Origin of the sequence: Roseateles sp. (assembly GCF_052436255.1) — a bacterium.
Lineage (GTDB): Bacteria > Pseudomonadota > Gammaproteobacteria > Burkholderiales > Burkholderiaceae_C > Pelomonas.
The window spans coordinates 13,105-29,049 of the sequence record NZ_JBQVNP010000062.1 but is presented as its reverse complement, the minus strand read 5'-3'; the positions used below and the strand labels follow the sequence as shown (position 1 = coordinate 29,049).

General features: G+C 70.2%; 11 protein-coding genes. 4 read left to right on the top strand and 7 right to left on the bottom strand.

The features are described from left to right. Together ACT6S0_RS15175 and ACT6S0_RS15170 are read left to right on the top strand one after the other, a co-directional pair. The coding region (locus ACT6S0_RS15175) for a TonB-dependent receptor plug domain-containing protein (protein ID WP_444764638.1) at positions 1–2,229 on the top strand (2,229 nt) is incomplete at its 5' end. 19 nt (positions 2,230–2,248) lie between these two features. Continuing rightward, positions 2,249–2,713, top strand: coding sequence for a low molecular weight protein-tyrosine-phosphatase (locus ACT6S0_RS15170; RefSeq protein ID WP_444764637.1), 465 nt, complete (start codon positions 2,249–2,251; stop codon positions 2,711–2,713). A 25-nt stretch (positions 2,714–2,738) separates the two neighbouring features. On the opposite strand, the gene ACT6S0_RS15165 is transcribed toward ACT6S0_RS15170, so the two are convergent. From ACT6S0_RS15165 to ACT6S0_RS15155, 3 genes are read right to left on the bottom strand one after another with little or no spacing between them, the layout of a single operon-like run. Further along, positions 2,739–5,027 carry a M15 family metallopeptidase gene (locus tag ACT6S0_RS15165; protein ID WP_444764636.1) on the bottom strand — a complete coding sequence of 763 codons (2,289 nt, stop codon included), beginning with the start codon at positions 5,025–5,027 and terminating at the stop codon, positions 2,739–2,741. A 13-nt stretch (positions 5,028–5,040) separates the two neighbouring features. Continuing rightward, positions 5,041–6,369, bottom strand: a complete 1,329-nt coding sequence (locus ACT6S0_RS15160) for a cell wall hydrolase (protein ID WP_444764635.1) — start codon at positions 6,367–6,369, stop codon at positions 5,041–5,043. Continuing rightward, the gene (locus ACT6S0_RS15155; RefSeq protein WP_444764634.1) at positions 6,362–8,116 is read right to left on the bottom strand and encodes a hypothetical protein; all 1,755 of its coding nucleotides are present in this window, start codon (positions 8,114–8,116) and stop codon (positions 6,362–6,364) included. Before ACT6S0_RS15155 ends, ACT6S0_RS15160 begins: the two co-directional genes overlap by 8 nt. A gap of 238 nt (positions 8,117–8,354) precedes the next feature. Here ACT6S0_RS15155 and ACT6S0_RS15150 point away from each other — a divergent pair, with 238 nt between their 5' ends. Beyond that, positions 8,355–10,610, top strand: coding sequence for a WD40/YVTN/BNR-like repeat-containing protein (locus ACT6S0_RS15150; protein WP_444764633.1), 2,256 nt, complete (start codon positions 8,355–8,357; stop codon positions 10,608–10,610). A 164-nt stretch (positions 10,611–10,774) separates the two neighbouring features. Beyond that, positions 10,775–12,385 carry a S8 family serine peptidase gene (locus tag ACT6S0_RS15145; protein WP_444764632.1) on the top strand — a complete coding sequence of 537 codons (1,611 nt, stop codon included), beginning with the start codon at positions 10,775–10,777 and terminating at the stop codon, positions 12,383–12,385. A gap of 25 nt (positions 12,386–12,410) precedes the next feature. Here ACT6S0_RS15145 and ACT6S0_RS15140 read toward each other — a convergent pair whose 3' ends face one another. The 4 genes from ACT6S0_RS15140 to ACT6S0_RS15125 form a co-directional block, all read right to left on the bottom strand. Beyond that, complete coding sequence (locus ACT6S0_RS15140) at positions 12,411–13,460, bottom strand: hypothetical protein (protein WP_444764631.1); 1,050 nt, start codon at positions 13,458–13,460, stop codon at positions 12,411–12,413. Further along, positions 13,460–14,776, bottom strand: coding sequence for a Xaa-Pro dipeptidase (pepQ, locus tag ACT6S0_RS15135; protein ID WP_444764630.1), 1,317 nt, complete (start codon positions 14,774–14,776; stop codon positions 13,460–13,462). Before pepQ ends, ACT6S0_RS15140 begins: the two co-directional genes overlap by 1 nt. Before the next feature lie 125 nt (positions 14,777–14,901). After that, positions 14,902–15,210 (bottom strand): DUF1272 domain-containing protein, encoded by a 309-nt coding sequence (locus tag ACT6S0_RS15130; protein WP_444764629.1) that lies wholly within the window; start codon positions 15,208–15,210, stop codon positions 14,902–14,904. A 2-nt stretch (positions 15,211–15,212) separates the two neighbouring features. Further along, the gene (locus ACT6S0_RS15125) at positions 15,213–15,893 is read right to left on the bottom strand and encodes a glutathione S-transferase (RefSeq protein ID WP_444764628.1); all 681 of its coding nucleotides are present in this window, start codon (positions 15,891–15,893) and stop codon (positions 15,213–15,215) included. Between the last annotated feature and the right edge of the window lie 52 nt (positions 15,894–15,945).

Below are 15,945 nucleotides of genomic sequence, written 5' to 3'. Positions count from 1 at the left end.
GCCCCGCCCCCCCGACCCGCCGCGGCGGGCAACGCGCCGGCGCCAGCCCCCACCAGCGCCAACCAGCACGAACCTGTGGAGATCAGCAGCGGCCCCACGGCCAACAGCCGGCGCCGCAACAGCACGGCCAGCAAGATCGTCATCGAGCGCGAGGACCTGGACAAGTACGGCGACACCGTGCTGGGCGATGTGCTGCGCCGCCTGCCCGGCGTCACCCTCGGTGGCCGCCCGGGCCGCGGTGGCGACATCCGCATGCGCGGCATGGGCGGCGGGTTCACGCAGATCCTCGTCGACGGCGAGCGTGCGCCGGCCGGCTTCGCCGTGGAAGACCTGCCGCCCGACCAGATCGAGCGCATCGAGATCTACCGCGCGCCCACCGCCGAGACCGGCGCACGGGCCGTCGCCGGCACCATCAACATCATCCTGCGCGAGCCGCTGGTGAAGGCCAACCACGAACTGCGCTTCACGCTGGGCCGGGACCGCAACGAGCCGCAGGCCGACTTCAGCTGGACGCGCAACCTGCGCTGGGGCGGCGCCAACAACGACGAGTTCATCGGCGCCGTGTCGACCAACGGCGGCATCCGCCGGCGCTTCAACAACATCGACTCGGGCAACCGCGTCACCGACACACTGACCGGCCAGGTCATCGAAGAGACCACGCAGGTCGGCACCAGCGAGGGCAACAGCGCCAACCTCAACGGCAATGCGCGGCTGCGCTGGAAGTACAGCGACACGCTGAGCTTCAACATCTCGCCGTTCTTCGCCTTTTCGCAGCACGAGGGCAGCAGCCAGAGCAACGCCGCGGGCACGCGCTTTCGCGACATCCGCGGCGAGAACGACGGCCGCATGCACAACCTGCGCATCAACCTCTCGGCCAACTACCGCCCCAAGGCCGGCGAGAGCTTCGACCTGCGCCTGGGCACCGGTGGCTTCAGGAACACCGGCAGCAGCCACCGCCATGACACGCTGACCGTCGCGGGCGTCACCACCCAGCGGGTGCAGGACGACGACAACAGCGTCGAGGAGACCCAGACCAGCGTGGGCGGCAAGTGGAGCCTGAAGACGGCGCAGGAGCACCAGTGGGTCAGCGGCCTCGAGGCCGAGCGCAGCGAGCGCACGCAGGTTCGCGACACGCTCGTCAACGGCCAGGTGCTGCCCGGCCTGGTGAAGTTCGGCAACACTTTGGGCTCGCGCAACGAACGCTTCGCCGCCTACACCCAGGACGAGTGGAGCCCCAGCAAGCAGTGGTCCGTCTACGCGGGTCTGCGCTACGAGCGCATCCAGACCACGGCCGACGCCAGCGGCGTGTTGCCCGAGACGCGCAACATGTCGCAGGTGGTGTCGCCGCTGCTGCATCTGCTGTGGAAGCCCATGGCCTTTCCCAAGGACCAGGTGCGCCTGAGCCTGACACGCAGCTATCGCTCGCCCAACCTCAACGACCTCGTCGCCCGGCCCAGCATCAACGCCACCTATCCCGACGGCCCCAACTACCAGACCCATGCCGACCGCGCCGGCAACCCCGACCTCAAGCCCGAGCTGGCCACCGGCGTCGACCTGAGCGTCGAGCACTGGCTGCCCACTGGCGGCATCGTGTCGGGCACGGCCTTCGTGCGCGACATCAAGAGCCTGATCCGCAGCGAGGTGATGCTGGAGACCGTGTCCTGGGACACGGCTCAGCGCTGGGTCAGCCGGCCGCGCAACATGGAAGGCGCGCGCACCATGGGCCTGGAGTTCGAGTTCAAGGCCCGCATGGACGAGCTCTGGGAGGACGCGCCAGCCGAGTTGCAGCTGATGCTGCTGCGCTTGAACCTCGCCGTCTTCGACAGCAAGGTCAAGGGCATCTCTGGCGCCAACAACAGGCTGGACCAGCAGCCCAAGGGCAGCCTGAACTTGGGGCTAGACCACCGCTGGAAGGCGCTGGGCCAGAACTTCGGCAGCGGCTTCAACGCCAGCTACGTCCCGGCCACCCGCGTGCAGCAGACCCAGACGCTGCGCCGGGAAGAAACCGCTCGCCGCCAGTTCGACGCCTACCTGTCGTGGAGCAGCGGCGCCGTGCGCGACGGCATCAACTGGCGGCTGTCCCTGGCCAACCTGGTGCCGCGCGATACCGAGGCCCGCTCCGAGGGCATCAGCAGCAACCGCGTCACCCAGCACGAGGTCCTGACCGACAGCTGGTCGCGCAACAAGACCTTCCGGGTGGTGTCCCTGCGCGCCGACATGCGTTTCTGACCGAGTCGAGAATGCGGCCATGACGCGCCGCATCCTCTTCTTCTGCATGGGCAACATCTGCCGCAGCCCCACGGCCGATGGCGTCATGCGCGCCAAGCTCAAGGCCGCCGGGCTGGACATCGAGGTCGACTCGGCCGGCACCCACGGCTACCACATCGGCGCGCCGCCGGACCAGCGCAGCCAGGAACATGCGTCCAGGCGCGGCTACGACCTGAGCCCGCTGCGCGCCCGCAAGCTGGTGGCGCAGGACTTCGACCGCTTCGACCTCGTGCTGGCCATGGACGCCGACAACCTCGCCCATGCCGAGCGCCTGTGCCCGCCCGCACAACGCCATCGCCTGAAGCTGCTGATGGACTACGCGCCGCATGCGGGCAACCAGCACGTGCCCGACCCCTACTACGGTGGCGCGGCGGGCTTCGACGAGGTGCTGGACCTGGTGGAGGCCGCCTGCGATGGATTGATCGCCACGTTGCGCAAGCACTGAACCCTGCTCCGCGTCGCGGCGTGGTTCAGGCGTCAGCCAGCGGCTGGGGCGGCTGGGTGGGATCCAGCAGGGCCAGCTCGAAGTGCATGCCGTCGAGCTTGCTGCGGAAATGGCCGCCCCAGGCAAACCCATAGCGATTGAAGATGGGCACCAGCTCGCGCAGGCTGCCCGGCTGACCCACCGCGGCAGGCACCACGCCATAGCCGTTGTCGGCCTCGTTGAAGTCGATGGCAATGCCCCAGCAATGATGGCTGAGCGCGTTGTTCGGGTCGTTGCCGATATGGCGCATGGCCACGGTTCCTCCACAGGTCTTGATGAGGTGGCCGAGCTTGGCGGCTTCGATGGCGTTGAACGCAGCCTCGAAGTGCGCGCGCGCACGCTCGTGCACCTGCACCGTCCGTCCTTTCAGCAGCGGATGGCTGAGGGTGACCAGCGTGCGCTGCACCGCGCCCACGCCGGGGTGGGTCAGCGTGACCACGCCGGCCGTTTCGGTCGTGCGGATGTCGCCGTACAGGTCGCGCACCTGCTGTTCGCTGAGCACGTGGATGTCGTTGTTCGGGTATAGCGGTACGCGGCCCGCCCGCGCCGCCAAGGCCGGCGTTGCGGGTGCTGCAGCCGGCGCTGCGGCAGCGCCGCTGCGTGCGAGCACACCGCCGGCGTCCGCAGCCTGCGGGACGCCCACTGGGGCCGGTGCCTCGGCCGCCTCCGAGGCGGCCTTGGCGGCAAGCCCTGCGGCGCGCATCTTGGCCACCTTGCCCAGCATGTCGAACCAGAACGGGGCGCCCAGCATGCTGCCGATGCCGATCAACACAAAGCCCACCACGCAATAAATCAGCCCCCGCACCCAGTCTCCCGTCGACAAGGCGGCGACCTGGGAAGACCAAGGGCTGGCTGCCGACGCAGCCTGGGGTGCCCACAGCGTTGCCCGCAGCAGCTTGGCGTCGTCCATGCTCTCCAGCTGCAAGCGTTGTTGCAGGTCGCTGACCTTGGCCGCGCGCACGCGCTGCTGGCAGGCGGCGTCGCACCCGGGCCAGTTGGCAAAACTCCAGCCGATGGGAAGTTGACCCAGCCCCATGCGCTCACTGCCCTCCAAGCGCTTGCAGGCCGCCTCCAGCGCACCGCCTTGCGCCTGCCGGCACAGGCCCTCCGCCACCGCCCCCGACTGGCGCAACTGCTGGTTGCGCTCGTACCTCAGCAGGTCGTGGAGCCGCGCTGGCCGTTTGTCTGCGGCGAAGCTGGTGTCGGCCGACAGGCGCACGCGCAGCGCGTCGTACTCCTCCTCCCGGGCCAGGGAATGCGCCAGCTGGGCTTCGGTGCTGGCGCCGTCACGCCAGGCCTGGCGCCGGCGCTGCACGTCGTCCCGCAGGTTGTCAAAGCGCTGCACGACGCGCCGCACCTCGGCCAGCTCGCTGGCCGCCGAGCTGCCGGCTTTGGCCACCTTCTCCTCGCCACGAACCAGCACGTCGTCGCGCAGTTGCTGTAGCGACCGGTCAAGCACCGCGCCCAACGGCGTGTCGGGCGCCGGCTTGGCGCTGCTCGCCTTGCCGTTCACCTTGGTCGCAGCAGGCGTCGCTGACGCCGAGGCCGGCTGCGACGCGGCCGTCGGCGCGTTCAGCTCCTGCGCAATGGCGCCGCTATCCACGAAGACGGCGCGCACCAGCGGGTCGTTCCACAGCCGCTCGCCGATGACCAGGGGGTTGATGTTGCCCGCCGCGGCGATGAGCAGACCCAACACGCAAAGGCGGAGTTGCGTGTCGCGCTGGAACCAACCCGTGGCCCGGTCCATGACGCTGTCGTACCAGGCGCAGAGCCGGCGTTCAAACGCGGGCCAATCCTGCTCCACGCCACCCAGCATGGCCAGCAGCGCGTCGACCAGCTCCTTGCGCGGCGGCGTCTGGTGGACCGAGGGCTGTGCCAGCAGCGACACCCAGGCGGCAGGGTCAGCCGGGCGCGAAGCACCGGGGCCGGCGCGTTCGTTGCCGTAGGCCAGCAATGCCGAGACGAACACCCGGCTGTCCAGGTAGCTGGCGCCCTTATCCTTGACGGGGTTTCCGACCGGCCCCAGCACCTGCGACGCCAGCAGCGGATGCGCCAGCAAGCCTCGGCTGAACGGGTTCACGTTGTCTGAGCGCCGTATGCGCCAGACGCGCTTCACCTGGTTCTCGCCGAGCAGGGAGCACAGCGCCAGCGTCAGCACGTCGCCGCGACGCCCCATCTTTGCCACGAAGGCCTCGTGCATCACCGCCGTCAGCAGGCTGACCAGCGCCAGCACCAACACCAGTCCCATCACCACTTCGAGCATGCGTGTGTCCATGGTGACTCCCGGTTCAGGGCACGTTGCGATAGAACAGGTGCTGGCCGATCCGCACCGTCAGCTCGCCCGCCAGCGCCCAGGTCGGCATCACACCCACCGCGTGGTAGTGCGTCGCGCCGCCAGTGGGGTCGGGGCCGGGCGGTACGGTGGCGCGCGACGCGCGCACGGCCTGCACGACTTGTTGCGCCTGGGCGAACTGGGCGTCGGTCGCGTCCACGTCCAGGCAGGGCTTGCGGTTGGCATCGCCGGCGTTCCAGCAGCTGAACTGCGCCGGCTGCAGGCAGATGGCGGCCAGACCTCCGCGACCGCGCCAGCGCCGGTCCGCCTCGCGATTGAAGATCACATGGGCCACGGCCTCCATGCCCGCCCGCCCCTGGTTTCTGGCCTCGCCCCAGAGCGTGCGCGCCATCGTGTCGTTGGGGCCGCCGGTCGGCAACGGCGCAGCCGGCACGGCAGCGGGCAAAGCTCTTCCCGATGCCGCTGCGCTGGCGTTGCGCGGCACCAGGTCCGCCTCGGCCCAGTCGAGTACGCGGCCAATGGGTGTGCCAACGCCATCGCCCATCACGCCCGCAGGGGCAGCGCCAAGGTGCACGCCGATCAGGTGCTCCTCGGCGTCCCACAGCGGGGCACCGGAATCCCCTGGGCGGCTGGCGTCGGCCAGCCGGTAGCACAGCGCGTTGTTCATCGTGTACTGCTGTGCGCCCGCCTGAACCATCGTGGTGAGCGGCGACGAGAGCAGGCCTTCGATGCGGTGGTGGCGGGTGAGCAGCGCCATGGCCGCACCGGCGCGCGCCTGACGGTTCGCACCACGCGGCCAATCGATCTGATCGGCCAGCACCTCCAGCGCATTGGCGGGCAGCGTGACGAGGGCGGCATCAACGTCGACCGACTGCTGGGGCATGGGCTCCGGCATCCAGTCGTAGAGCTGGCCTGTCAGCAGCGGCGCGGTGGCATGGGCCAGGCGCACGCTCACCCGGTCGCCAAAACTGCCGGCGTTGAGCACGTGGCCGGCCGTCAGGCCCAGCAAGGTAGCGGGGCTCTCGCGGCTGCGCAACACGGCGGCCAGCGTGCCGAAACCGGCTGCGCCAGGCGGCGCGCTCTCGACCTTAGGCCAGGCCTGGGCCTGCACCAGTTGCGGCGCGGAGAACCACGCTATGGCCACGCTGCAGCCTTCAACGACCACCTTGCGCGGCAGGCGCTGCCGGGCGCGCATCTGGGGGTCGTAGCCCACCGCCAGGCGATGCTCTTGACACTGAATCCAGCGCAGGCCATGCCTGCCCACGCAGCGGCTCAGTCGTTGATAGGCAACCCACACGGCGGTCTGAAGAACGGCGTCATGCACGGCAGCTCCCCTTGAGGATGAAGCTCAGGTCGGCGGGGCTCAGCGCAGTGGCGTCCGGCGGGTCATGCTGCAGCTTGCTGCGCAGGCAGTTTTCCAGCGCCGGGCGCAGCGCCTTGTCGTTGGGCGCATCGCTGACACCCAGCGCCTTCGCCAGCTCCTTCGCGTCCAGGCTGCTGACCGGCACCTTCGCCACCGGCGCTTCGCTGGTACGTTCCACATGAATCTGTACCTCACGGCTCAGGCGCTGCGCGCCGTCACTGAAGCGCAGCACGGCCGCAGCGCCCTGCGCCGCATCGGTAGACACCTTGAAGACAAAGCTTCCGTCCAGCGCCCGGCTGAGCGTGCCGGTGCCGGCGTCGGCAGTCAGCGAAGCCTGCGGCGTGCCCGTGCCGCCGCTGACCTGGAAGCTCTGGGTGGCCCCGGGGGACAGCTTGATCTCGTCGGCGTCGGGCACCACACGCAACTGGACCACCGCGCTGTCCTGGCTGCACCGATCCAACTCCTCTCTGGCCTGGCGAAGCCGGGTGCGCAGGTTGGCCGCCTGCTGCTGCAGGCCGCGAGCCAGTTGCTCCGCAGCCTGGACGTTCCGGAGTGCGTGACCGATCAAGCCTTTGTCGGCATCGGTCAGCTCGCGCATCTGGCTCTCGCGCTCCACCCTGAAAGCACGTTGGCCGCCGCTGCTGTGAGCCGCTGCCGCGGTCGAAGGCGCTTGACTGGCGGCAGGGCTCGAAGATTGCAGCGCCGGCGCCCCTCCCAGGCTGGCCGCGACAGGGCGCATGCCCTGAGCCAGCGCCAGGATCGCCTTGGGGTCGGGGTCGCTGCGCGCCAGCTCGCTGCCCACCTGGATCTGCACACGCTCGGTGTAGCGCCACAGCCGCGGGCCGACCTCGTCGAAGCGCCCCGGCAAACTGCCCGCCTGGGCGACCGCCGCCGCGAGACGGTTCTGGGCATTGACTACGCGCTCCGCCAGAAGTCCCAGTTCTGCAGGCGCCAGCAACTGCCTCTCGACGGCCGGCCGACCGCTGCACGCGCGGTTGTAACCAGCCAGAGCCGCCCTGCAAACGTCGGCGATGGCGCCGCTGTCCTTGCCGCAAGACGGCGCCCGCTTGGCCTGGCAGTCGCGCGCCGACGGCGGCTCGGCAGGCTCGCGCTCCCATTGCGGCAAGGCTGCCATGCGCAGCTTGACGTGGTTCTTGGTGAGCAGATCAATGGTGGCGCTCGCGGCTGCCAGGTCGTCCAGCAAGGCGTTGCGCTCACCCTCGTCGAACGCCTGCAGCCGCGCCGCGCCCAGACCGCAGCTCAGCGTCTCGGCGCCGGCCAGGAAGATCTGCTGGCGCAGTGCCGACGGCGTGCTGGCCGCATTGGCGTACAGATTGCCGCCCAGCAGGCTGGTGCCGATCAGCTCCTTGCCACTCGGGTGCGTCGCGGCCCGGAACAGTCCGACGGTGGTCAGGCCCAGCAAGGCCAGGCGATTGGCGTTGTCGATCTCGGTCTGGCTGCGGCTGGCCTGCAGGAACAGCGACATCAGGCATTCCCCTTCCTGCGTGGCCTGCTCAAGCGTCGGCTTCGTCGACGTCGAGGTGCTCGCCGCCTGTGTGCAGCGCGGGGGGGGCGCGACCGCAGCGCCGTCGACCATGGGCTGCGACAGGTAGCGCGGCGAAAAGACCTGCGGCGGGTTCACGGTGCAGGCGGCAAGCGCCGCAAGGCTCGCCACGAACAAGCCGCGCATCCATCCGGTCGAAGACATGGCCTGCTCCTCTGTAGACGGGAGCATTGTTGGGTGCCGTCCGGCAGACGTCCTCCGCAAGATAGTGGAGGCCTACCACCAACGACGCGCCTTGTCCGACGTCAGCAAGCACGCCGCTCCGCCAGCCATGCCTCGGGCCCGGCGCGGATCACAGCTGGTTTCCACGGGTAAGCCTGATTTGTTCATCGGACGAACAAACTACGATTACCGACCCATCCAATAAGACGGTGCCGGAGACATGAACCCCATCAAGCCCCTGCTGGGCGCTGCCCTGCTGGCCCTGGCCGGCGCGTCGGCCCAGGCCGCACCGGCGGCCCAAGCGCCCTACAACTGGCGCCCGGTCGCCATCGTCGGCGGCGGCTTTGTCGACGGCATCGTCTTCCAGCCGGCGGTGCCGGGTCTGACGTATGCCCGCACCGACATGGGTGGCGCCTACCGCCGCGACACCGCGACGGGCGCCTGGCAACCGCTGCTGGACTGGCTGCCGCTGGCCGAGGTCAATCTGATGGGTGTCGAGAGCCTGGCTGTCGACCCGAACAACCCGGACGCGCTCTATCTCGCCTGCGGCACCTACACGAACCCGGCGGCGCCCAACGGCGCGGTGCTGCGCTCGCTGGACCGCGGCCGCACCTTCCAGCGCACCGAACTGCCCTTCAAGCTCGGCGGCAATGAGGGCGGGCGCGGCAATGGCGAGCGCCTGGCGGTGGACCCGCACGACGGCCGCGTGCTCTACCTCGGCACGCGCTTCGCCGGCTTGTGGCGCAGCACCGACCGCGCCGTGACGTGGCAGCGCGTCGACGCCTTCCCCGACTCGGCCTGGCGCCGCGACGCATCCGACGGGCCCCTGCCGAGCTGGGGCGGCAGCGATGGCAAGGCCACGATCAACTTCGTGCTGTTCGACCCCGCGAGCGGCACGCGCGGTCAGCCCAGCCGCACGATCTATGCGGGCGTGTCGGTCGTCGGCCGGCCCGGGCTGTGGGTCAGCCGCGATGCCGGCGCGAGTTGGCAGGCCGTGCCGGGTGCGCCCACGCAGCACCGCCCGATGCGGGCCGCGCTGGCCGGCGACGGGCGCCTGTACGTCGCCTACGCCAGCGACCCCGGCCCGCACCGCATGAAGGATGGCGCCCTGTGGCGCTACGACGTCGCCGCGCAGACCTGGGCCGACATCACCCCCGAGCGCCCCAGCGCGACCAAGCCCTTCGGCTATGCCACCGTGACGGTGGACCCCACCCACCCGCAGCGGCTGCTCGCCAGCACCGCCGGCCGCCCCGGCGGCGACGAGCTCTTCCGCAGCACGGACGGCGGCGCGACGTGGCTGCCGCTGTTCAAGCGCGCCAGCTTCGATGCCGCGCTGGCGCCCTATGTCGCGGACACCCACCTGCACTGGCTCTACGACGTCAAGATCAATCCCGCCAATCCCGATCACGCGCTGTTCACCACCGGCTATGGTGGCTGGGAGACGCTGGACCTGACGCAGGCCGACGCCGGCAAGCCGACACACTGGCGCGTCATGGCCGCCGGCATCGAGGAGACGGTGGCACTGGCGCTGCACAGCCCGACGCAGGGCGTGCCGCTGGTGACGGCCATCGGCGACTACTCGGGCTTCGTGCATGCCGACCTCGACAAACCCGCGCCCGGCAATCCCAAGCCGCCCTTCTTCGGCAACACGCACGACGTGGCCGGCGCGGAGGCCGCGCCCGAAGTCATCGTGCGAATCGGCCACGCCCGCGACGGCGGCAAGAACCTCGGCTATTCGCTGGATGGCGGCAAGACCTGGCACCAACCCGCCAGCGTGCCGGATGCCAAGTCCGGCGACGGCCACGTGGCCGTGTCCGCCGACGGCAAGGCCTGGGTCTGGACACCCAAGGGAAGCACGCCCCACGTCAGCCATGACCGTGGCGACAGCTGGACGGCCGTGAAGGGCCTGCCCGCCGACACCCGCGTCATCGCCGACCGCGTGAACCCGCGGCGTTTCCACGCGATGGCGCTGTTCGACGACAAGCTGTATGCAAGCGATGACGCCGGCATCAGCTTCAACGCTCGGCCCCTCGCCCTGCCTGACGGCCCCGTCACACGCGCGGCCACCGGCAGCCACAACCTCACCGGCCGGGGCGACAACCGCGGCGGCCAGGATCGCCTCTACGCCACGCCGGGCCGCGAGGGCGAGCTGTGGCTGGCGGCCTTCCACGGCCTGTACCGTGCCGGCGATGGCCAGCGCTTCAGGCGCCAGCCCGCCGTCTCGCAGATCCACGCCTTCGGCTTTGGCCGCGCGGCGCCGGGTTCGCGCGAGCCGGCCCTCTATCTCGTCGGCACCGTCTCGGGTCAATACGGCATCTTCCGCTCGACCGACGGGGCAGCAAGCTGGCGGCGCATCAACGACGACGCGCATCAATGGGGGCTGATCCTGCAGGTCAGCGGCGACCCCAAGGTGTTTGGCCGCGTCTACGTCGGCACGCATGGGCGCGGCGTGCTCTACGGCGACCCCGGCCGCTAGCCTTGCTGGGTGGCGCGTCCGGCGGATGCGCTGCCCGCCTTTGAAGCCTGCCGGGCGAGATGCCCCCTGAACGGGTGGCAACACAATGGGCTTGCACCGATACCGCGCGGCCCAGTCGTGCTACCAAAATCGGTTCCCCGAACACTGCTCACGAGGCACACCCCATGCGCGCACCCAAGCTTCCCATCGGTCACAGCGCACTCGCGCTGGCCGTGATGGCTTTGTCCATCTCCGTCCCGGCGGCACCGGTCGCCGACTCCCAGTCGGTGATCGTGGCCTACAAGACCGGCAAGGCCGCCGCGGTGCGCCAGCAAGTCGAGAACGCGGGCGGCAAGATCGTGCGCGAGCTCGGCCGGGCCAGCGCCTTTGCCGTGCGCATGCCGACCGCCGGGCTGTCAGCCCTGCAGGCCAGCGCGAGTGTTGACTTTATTGAGCCCGATGCACAACGCCGCTTGCTCGGCGCCCAGAGCCGCACCATGGACGCGGCGGCCCAGCCCCTGGCCACGGCCGTCGACACACCGACCACCGGCAGCGAGGTGCTGCCCTTCGGCATCGCGATGGTCCAGGCCCCTCAGGTGCATGACGCGCTCACCGGCAACCGCAAGCTCTGCATCGTCGATTCCGGCATCGACCGTACCCACCCGGACCTCGCCGCCAACTTCACCAACGGCAATGTGAGCGGCGTCAACCTGACCGGCTCCGGCACCTGGGACTCCGACGAGAACTCGCATGGCACCCACGTGGCCGGCACCGTCGCCGCCCTGGGCGGCAACGGCATCGGCGTGGTGGGCGTGAACCCGAGCGGCCGCCTCAAGCTGCACATCGCCAAGGTGTTTGACGCCACCGGCTCCGCTTCGTCATCGACGGTGATGGAAGCCGTTTCGCGCTGCGCCGACGCCGGCGCCAACATCATCAGCATGTCGCTCGGTGGGGGTGACCCCAGCCAGGCCGAGCGCCGGGTGTTCCGCAGCCTGCTGAACGACGGCGTGTTGACGATTGCAGCCGCTGGCAACGACGGCGACACCAGCACGTCGTATCCGGCGGGCTACGAGGAGGTGATGTCCGTCGGCGCGTTGGATGCCAACAAGCAGCGCGCCGGCTTCTCGCAAGTCAACAACGACGTCGAGATCGCCGCGCCCGGCGCGGGCACGCTGTCGACGATTCCGCCCAACCTCGAGTCGCTGGGCCAGCTCACGGTGTCGGGCACCGCCTACGACGCAGCGGCCATGACCGGCTCGCCGCGGCTCAGCGCCACGGCCGCGCTCTACGACTTTGGCCTGGGGACAGCGGCCGACGCCGGCGCGGCGGGCAAGGTCTGCCTGATCCAGCGCGGTGCCGTCTCGTTCGCCGAGAAGGTCGTGAACTGCCAAAACAGCGGCGGCGTTGCGGCCGTGGTCTACAACAGCCTGGGGCGCGGCATGTTGTTCGGCACCCTGGGCGGCGTGCCGACGGCCATCCCGTCCGTCGGCACCAGCTCGGCCATTGGCGATGTGCTGCTGACCAAGCTCGGCGAAAGCGCCACCGTCAACGTGGTGCCCGACCCTGCCCTTTACGCCAGCTTCAACGGCACGTCGATGGCGACACCCCATGTGTCGGGCGTTGCAGCGCTGGTGTGGAGCCACTTCCCCAAGTGCAGCAGCAAGCAGATCCGCCAGGTGCTCAATGCCAGCGCCATGGAACTCGGCCGTCCGGGCAAGGACGCCGAGTTCGGCTTCGGCCTGGTGCTGGCCAAGGCCGCCTACAACCGCCTGGCGGCGACGGGCTGCGGCAACTGAGCCATCGCATCCGCCCGCTGCACCCTCAAGGCGGCAGCGGGCGCTGAGCCGGGCCCGCCAATGGCCGAAGCGCGGTCTTCAGCAGCCGGTCGTCGGCGTCGAACAGGCTGACGAGCTCCAGGGCCAGCGCCCCGCCTGGCCTTGTCACCTCGCGCAGATGGCGCTGCAGCCGCCGGCCCGATTCAAAGCGCAGGTCATCGCTGGCGGCGCCCAGGCGCTCGGCGACTTCGGCGGGCCGCATGCCGGGCGCCAGGGCGAGCGCGGCCTGAACCCAGTCATCCCTCAGCGCCCGCAGCCTGGCCTTGGGCGGCGCGGGCGGGTCGTCCATGGCCTCGAAGACAACCCGCGTGTCGTCCGGCCAGCTCGCGTCGCCAATGGGCAGGCGGAACATGCGCTCGCGCAGCGAATAGCCCCAGTCGTAGTCCGGCCCGCCGTCGTCGCGCAGCCCGTGCAGCAGCCGCGCGCTGAGCGTCAGCCGGCGCTCGCCGTGCACCAGCGTGACGGCAAAGACGGGCCGGTCGGCAAAGTTGCTGGGGCTCCAGTCGGCATCCCAGCAGTCGTCGAAGCTGAACGACAGCAACCCGCCGAACCAGCTGCTGCCGCGCGCCACGCCACTGCCAAAGCCGACGCGGCATTGCAGCCGCAGGTCGCCCAGGCGGCGCTCCCCATCGGCCACGCCGGGGGTGCGGATGTCGGGCCGCCACGTCACGCGGCCGTCGGCCAGGCGGCTGCGCAGTTCCGTCGCCGGGTCCAGCCGCCGCCAGGCCGGGTCGATGACGAAGCGTTCCTGGGCGTCCAGCACGACAGGCTGGCGTCCTCCGGGCGTCTTCAGGCCAAGCTCCAGGCTCTGCGCCGCCTCGGCCTGCTTGCGCGCGTAGACCCTGAAGGTCAGCGCGGCGTCCGGCGCCAGCGCCCGGTACTTCTGGAACAGCGCTTCAGCCTTGAAGAGCTGGGCCAGCGTCTTCTTCTCGCGCGCAATTGCAGCCTCGCCCTGCACCTCCACGCGGCCGAGCTGCGCGTCGGCGGCCCACGCGCCGGTGCAGGCGAGCACCAGCAGCACGGCTGCACCGCGCATCAGGCGGCCGCGAACGCGTCCCGCGTCAGGTTCTCCGGCGCCTCGCCGGCCGCGCGGCAGGCCACGTCGTCCTCGATGCGGATGCCGCCGTAGCGTGACAGCCGCTCCACTGCCGCCCAGTCCACCTGCGCCGCCTGCGGCGAGGCGCGCAGCTGGCGCAGCAGCGTCGGGATGAAGTACAGGCCCGGCTCGATGGTGACCACCATGCCCGCCTGCAGCGGCCGCGTCAGGCGCAGGTAGCGGTGGCCCTCGGGTTTGTCCGCCACGCCGCCGGTCTCGCCGGCCATGAAACCGCCGACGTCGTGCACCTGCAGGCCCAGCAGATGGCCGATGCCATGCGGGAAGAAGGGCTTGGTGACGCCTTCTTCCACCATGGCCTCGTCGCTCATGTCGACGAGGCCGGCCTCGCGCAGCACGCGGGCGACCCGGCGGTGGGTGCTGAGGTGGATGTCGCGGTAGTCGACGCCCTCGCGGACCTCGTCGACCAAGGCGAGCTGTTCGCGCTCCATCGCCGCAATCAATGCGGCGAACTCGTCATGGCCAGGCGCGACCCAGGTGCGGGTGATATCGCTGGCATACCCGTTCACCTGCGCGCCAGCATCGATGAGGAAGCTGCGCACCTCGGCCGGCGGGCTCTCGTCCTGGTACTGGTAGTGCAGCACCGCGGCGTGCTCGTTGAGGCCGACGATGTTGCTGTAGGGCAGGTCACGGTCGGTGTGCCCGGTCGCGACGAGGTAGGCGCGGTGGATGCCCGCCTCGCTCTCGCCGCGCAGAAAGGCCGCGCGCGCCGCGAGGTGCCCCGGCACGGCACGGCGCTGGGCGGCGCGCATCTGGGCCAGCTCGTAGGGCGTCTTCACGCCGCGCGCCCAGTGCAGCAGGTTGAGCAGCGGCTCGGGGTTGTTGGGCAGCAGCCCGGCCAGGGCCGCGTCGGGCTCGCCGACGATGGCCGTGCGCGGCGTGACGACGTCGGCCAGCGCCTTGGCGGCCTCTTCAGGCTCGCGGATGACGACGAGCTCGACGGCATCCACCCATTCACCGCCGGGCGCGCTCGGCGGCACATGCCAGTAGTCGTCGGGCTGGTAGTAGACGACGCGCGGCTTCTCGCCCGGGCGCACGGCCAGCCAGGAGTGCGGGTGGTTGCTCAGCGGCAGCCAGTGCTTGAAGTGCGGGTTGGCCTGGAAGAGATAGGGCCGGTCGTCGAGGAAGGCGTATTTCTCGATGCCGGCGGCGATCAGCAGCGCGTCGAAGCCGGTGCGTTCCAGTGCGGCTTCCGCCTGGTGTTGCAGCGTGGCGAGGTGGTCGACGTAGAGGCTCATGCGGCGGTCCTGGATCTCAGCGGGTTCGGCTAGCGGCCCCGGCATCGCTGGTGGCGATACGGTCGGGCGTTCGGATTGTCTGGCAGCTCGGGGATGCCGACCGTCCCCCCTGATCACGCAGCGCGTTAGCGCTTCTCCGGCGGCAAGCCGCCGAGTGCCGTGACCAAGGCCGCATGCGCTGGCAGGTCCACCGGCCTCACCTTCGGCTCGGTCCGCGCCGGATACGCCCCAAGGTGGTTGCGACCGCGCCAATCCCGCGCCGGCCGCACCGGCCGCGGCACAAAGCCGCCGCCACAGTTGGGGCAGACGTTGCTCAGCAGCCGCTCGGCGCAGCCTGCACAGAACGTGCACTCGAAGCTGCAGATGCGCGCCTGCACCGACTCCGGCGGCAACGCCACCGCGCAATGCTCACAGCTGGGCCGCAGTTCCAACATGATCAGCGGCCCTTCCGGTAAGGCTCGTCCTCGACGATGAAATCCTGCTCGCGCAGCGCATCCGCCACCCAGTCCTGCACCGCCGGATGCGCCAGCAGCGCATCGCGATACGCTGCGGCCGCTGCTGACACCGGCAGGCCAAAGCGGCTCAGCCGCACCGCCACCGGTGCGAAGTAGGCATCCGCCGCACTGAACTCGCCGAACAGGAAGGGCCCGCCGCTGCCGGCGAGCGCATCGCTCCAGGCCGCATCCAGCCTCACCACATCGGCACGCAGCGCCTCGTCCTCCGCCCAGAGCCTGGCGCCGACGTCGGGGAAAAACACCTCGATGTTCATCGGGCAGACCGTGCGCAGGCGCGTGAAGCCGGCATGCATCTCCGCACACAGCGTGCGCGCACGGGCACGAGCCTTCACGGCGCGCGGCCAGATGGCGTGCTCGGGGTGGCGGTCGGCGATGTATTCGGTGATGGCCAGCGTGTCCCAGACGGTGAAGCCATCGTCCTCGACGATGACCGGCACGCGCTTGGTCGGCGTGATGGCCGAGATGACGCGGTGCCATTGCGAGCCCTCGCTGAAGTCAAAGCGCAGCTTGACCTCCTCAAAGGGAATGCCGAATGCCGCCAGCAGTACGCCGCCGCGCATGGACCAGGACGAGTAGTTCTTGTTGCCGATGTAGAGCTTCATGGCCGCTAGCCTATCCGCGCCTGACCTCTGGCGGGATGAGCAATCCGCAACG

What these genes read in the sequence shown, in the direction of transcription:
- ACT6S0_RS15170 (WP_444764637.1), top strand. Translation starts at nt 2,249, where the DNA reads ATGACGCGCCGCATCCTCTTCTTCTGCATGGGCAACATCTGCCGCAGC.
- ACT6S0_RS15165 (WP_444764636.1), bottom strand. Translation starts at nt 5,027, where the DNA reads ATGGACACACGCATGCTCGAAGTGGTGATGGGACTGGTGTTGGTGCTG.
- ACT6S0_RS15155 (WP_444764634.1), bottom strand. Translation starts at nt 8,116, where the DNA reads ATGTCTTCGACCGGATGGATGCGCGGCTTGTTCGTGGCGAGCCTTGCG.
- ACT6S0_RS15150 (WP_444764633.1), top strand. Translation starts at nt 8,355, where the DNA reads ATGAACCCCATCAAGCCCCTGCTGGGCGCTGCCCTGCTGGCCCTGGCC.
- ACT6S0_RS15145 (WP_444764632.1), top strand. Translation starts at nt 10,775, where the DNA reads ATGCGCGCACCCAAGCTTCCCATCGGTCACAGCGCACTCGCGCTGGCC.
- ACT6S0_RS15140 (WP_444764631.1), bottom strand. Translation starts at nt 13,460, where the DNA reads ATGCGCGGTGCAGCCGTGCTGCTGGTGCTCGCCTGCACCGGCGCGTGG.
- pepQ (WP_444764630.1), bottom strand. Translation starts at nt 14,776, where the DNA reads ATGAGCCTCTACGTCGACCACCTCGCCACGCTGCAACACCAGGCGGAA.
- ACT6S0_RS15130 (WP_444764629.1), bottom strand. Translation starts at nt 15,210, where the DNA reads ATGTTGGAACTGCGGCCCAGCTGTGAGCATTGCGCGGTGGCGTTGCCG.
- ACT6S0_RS15125 (WP_444764628.1), bottom strand. Translation starts at nt 15,893, where the DNA reads ATGAAGCTCTACATCGGCAACAAGAACTACTCGTCCTGGTCCATGCGC.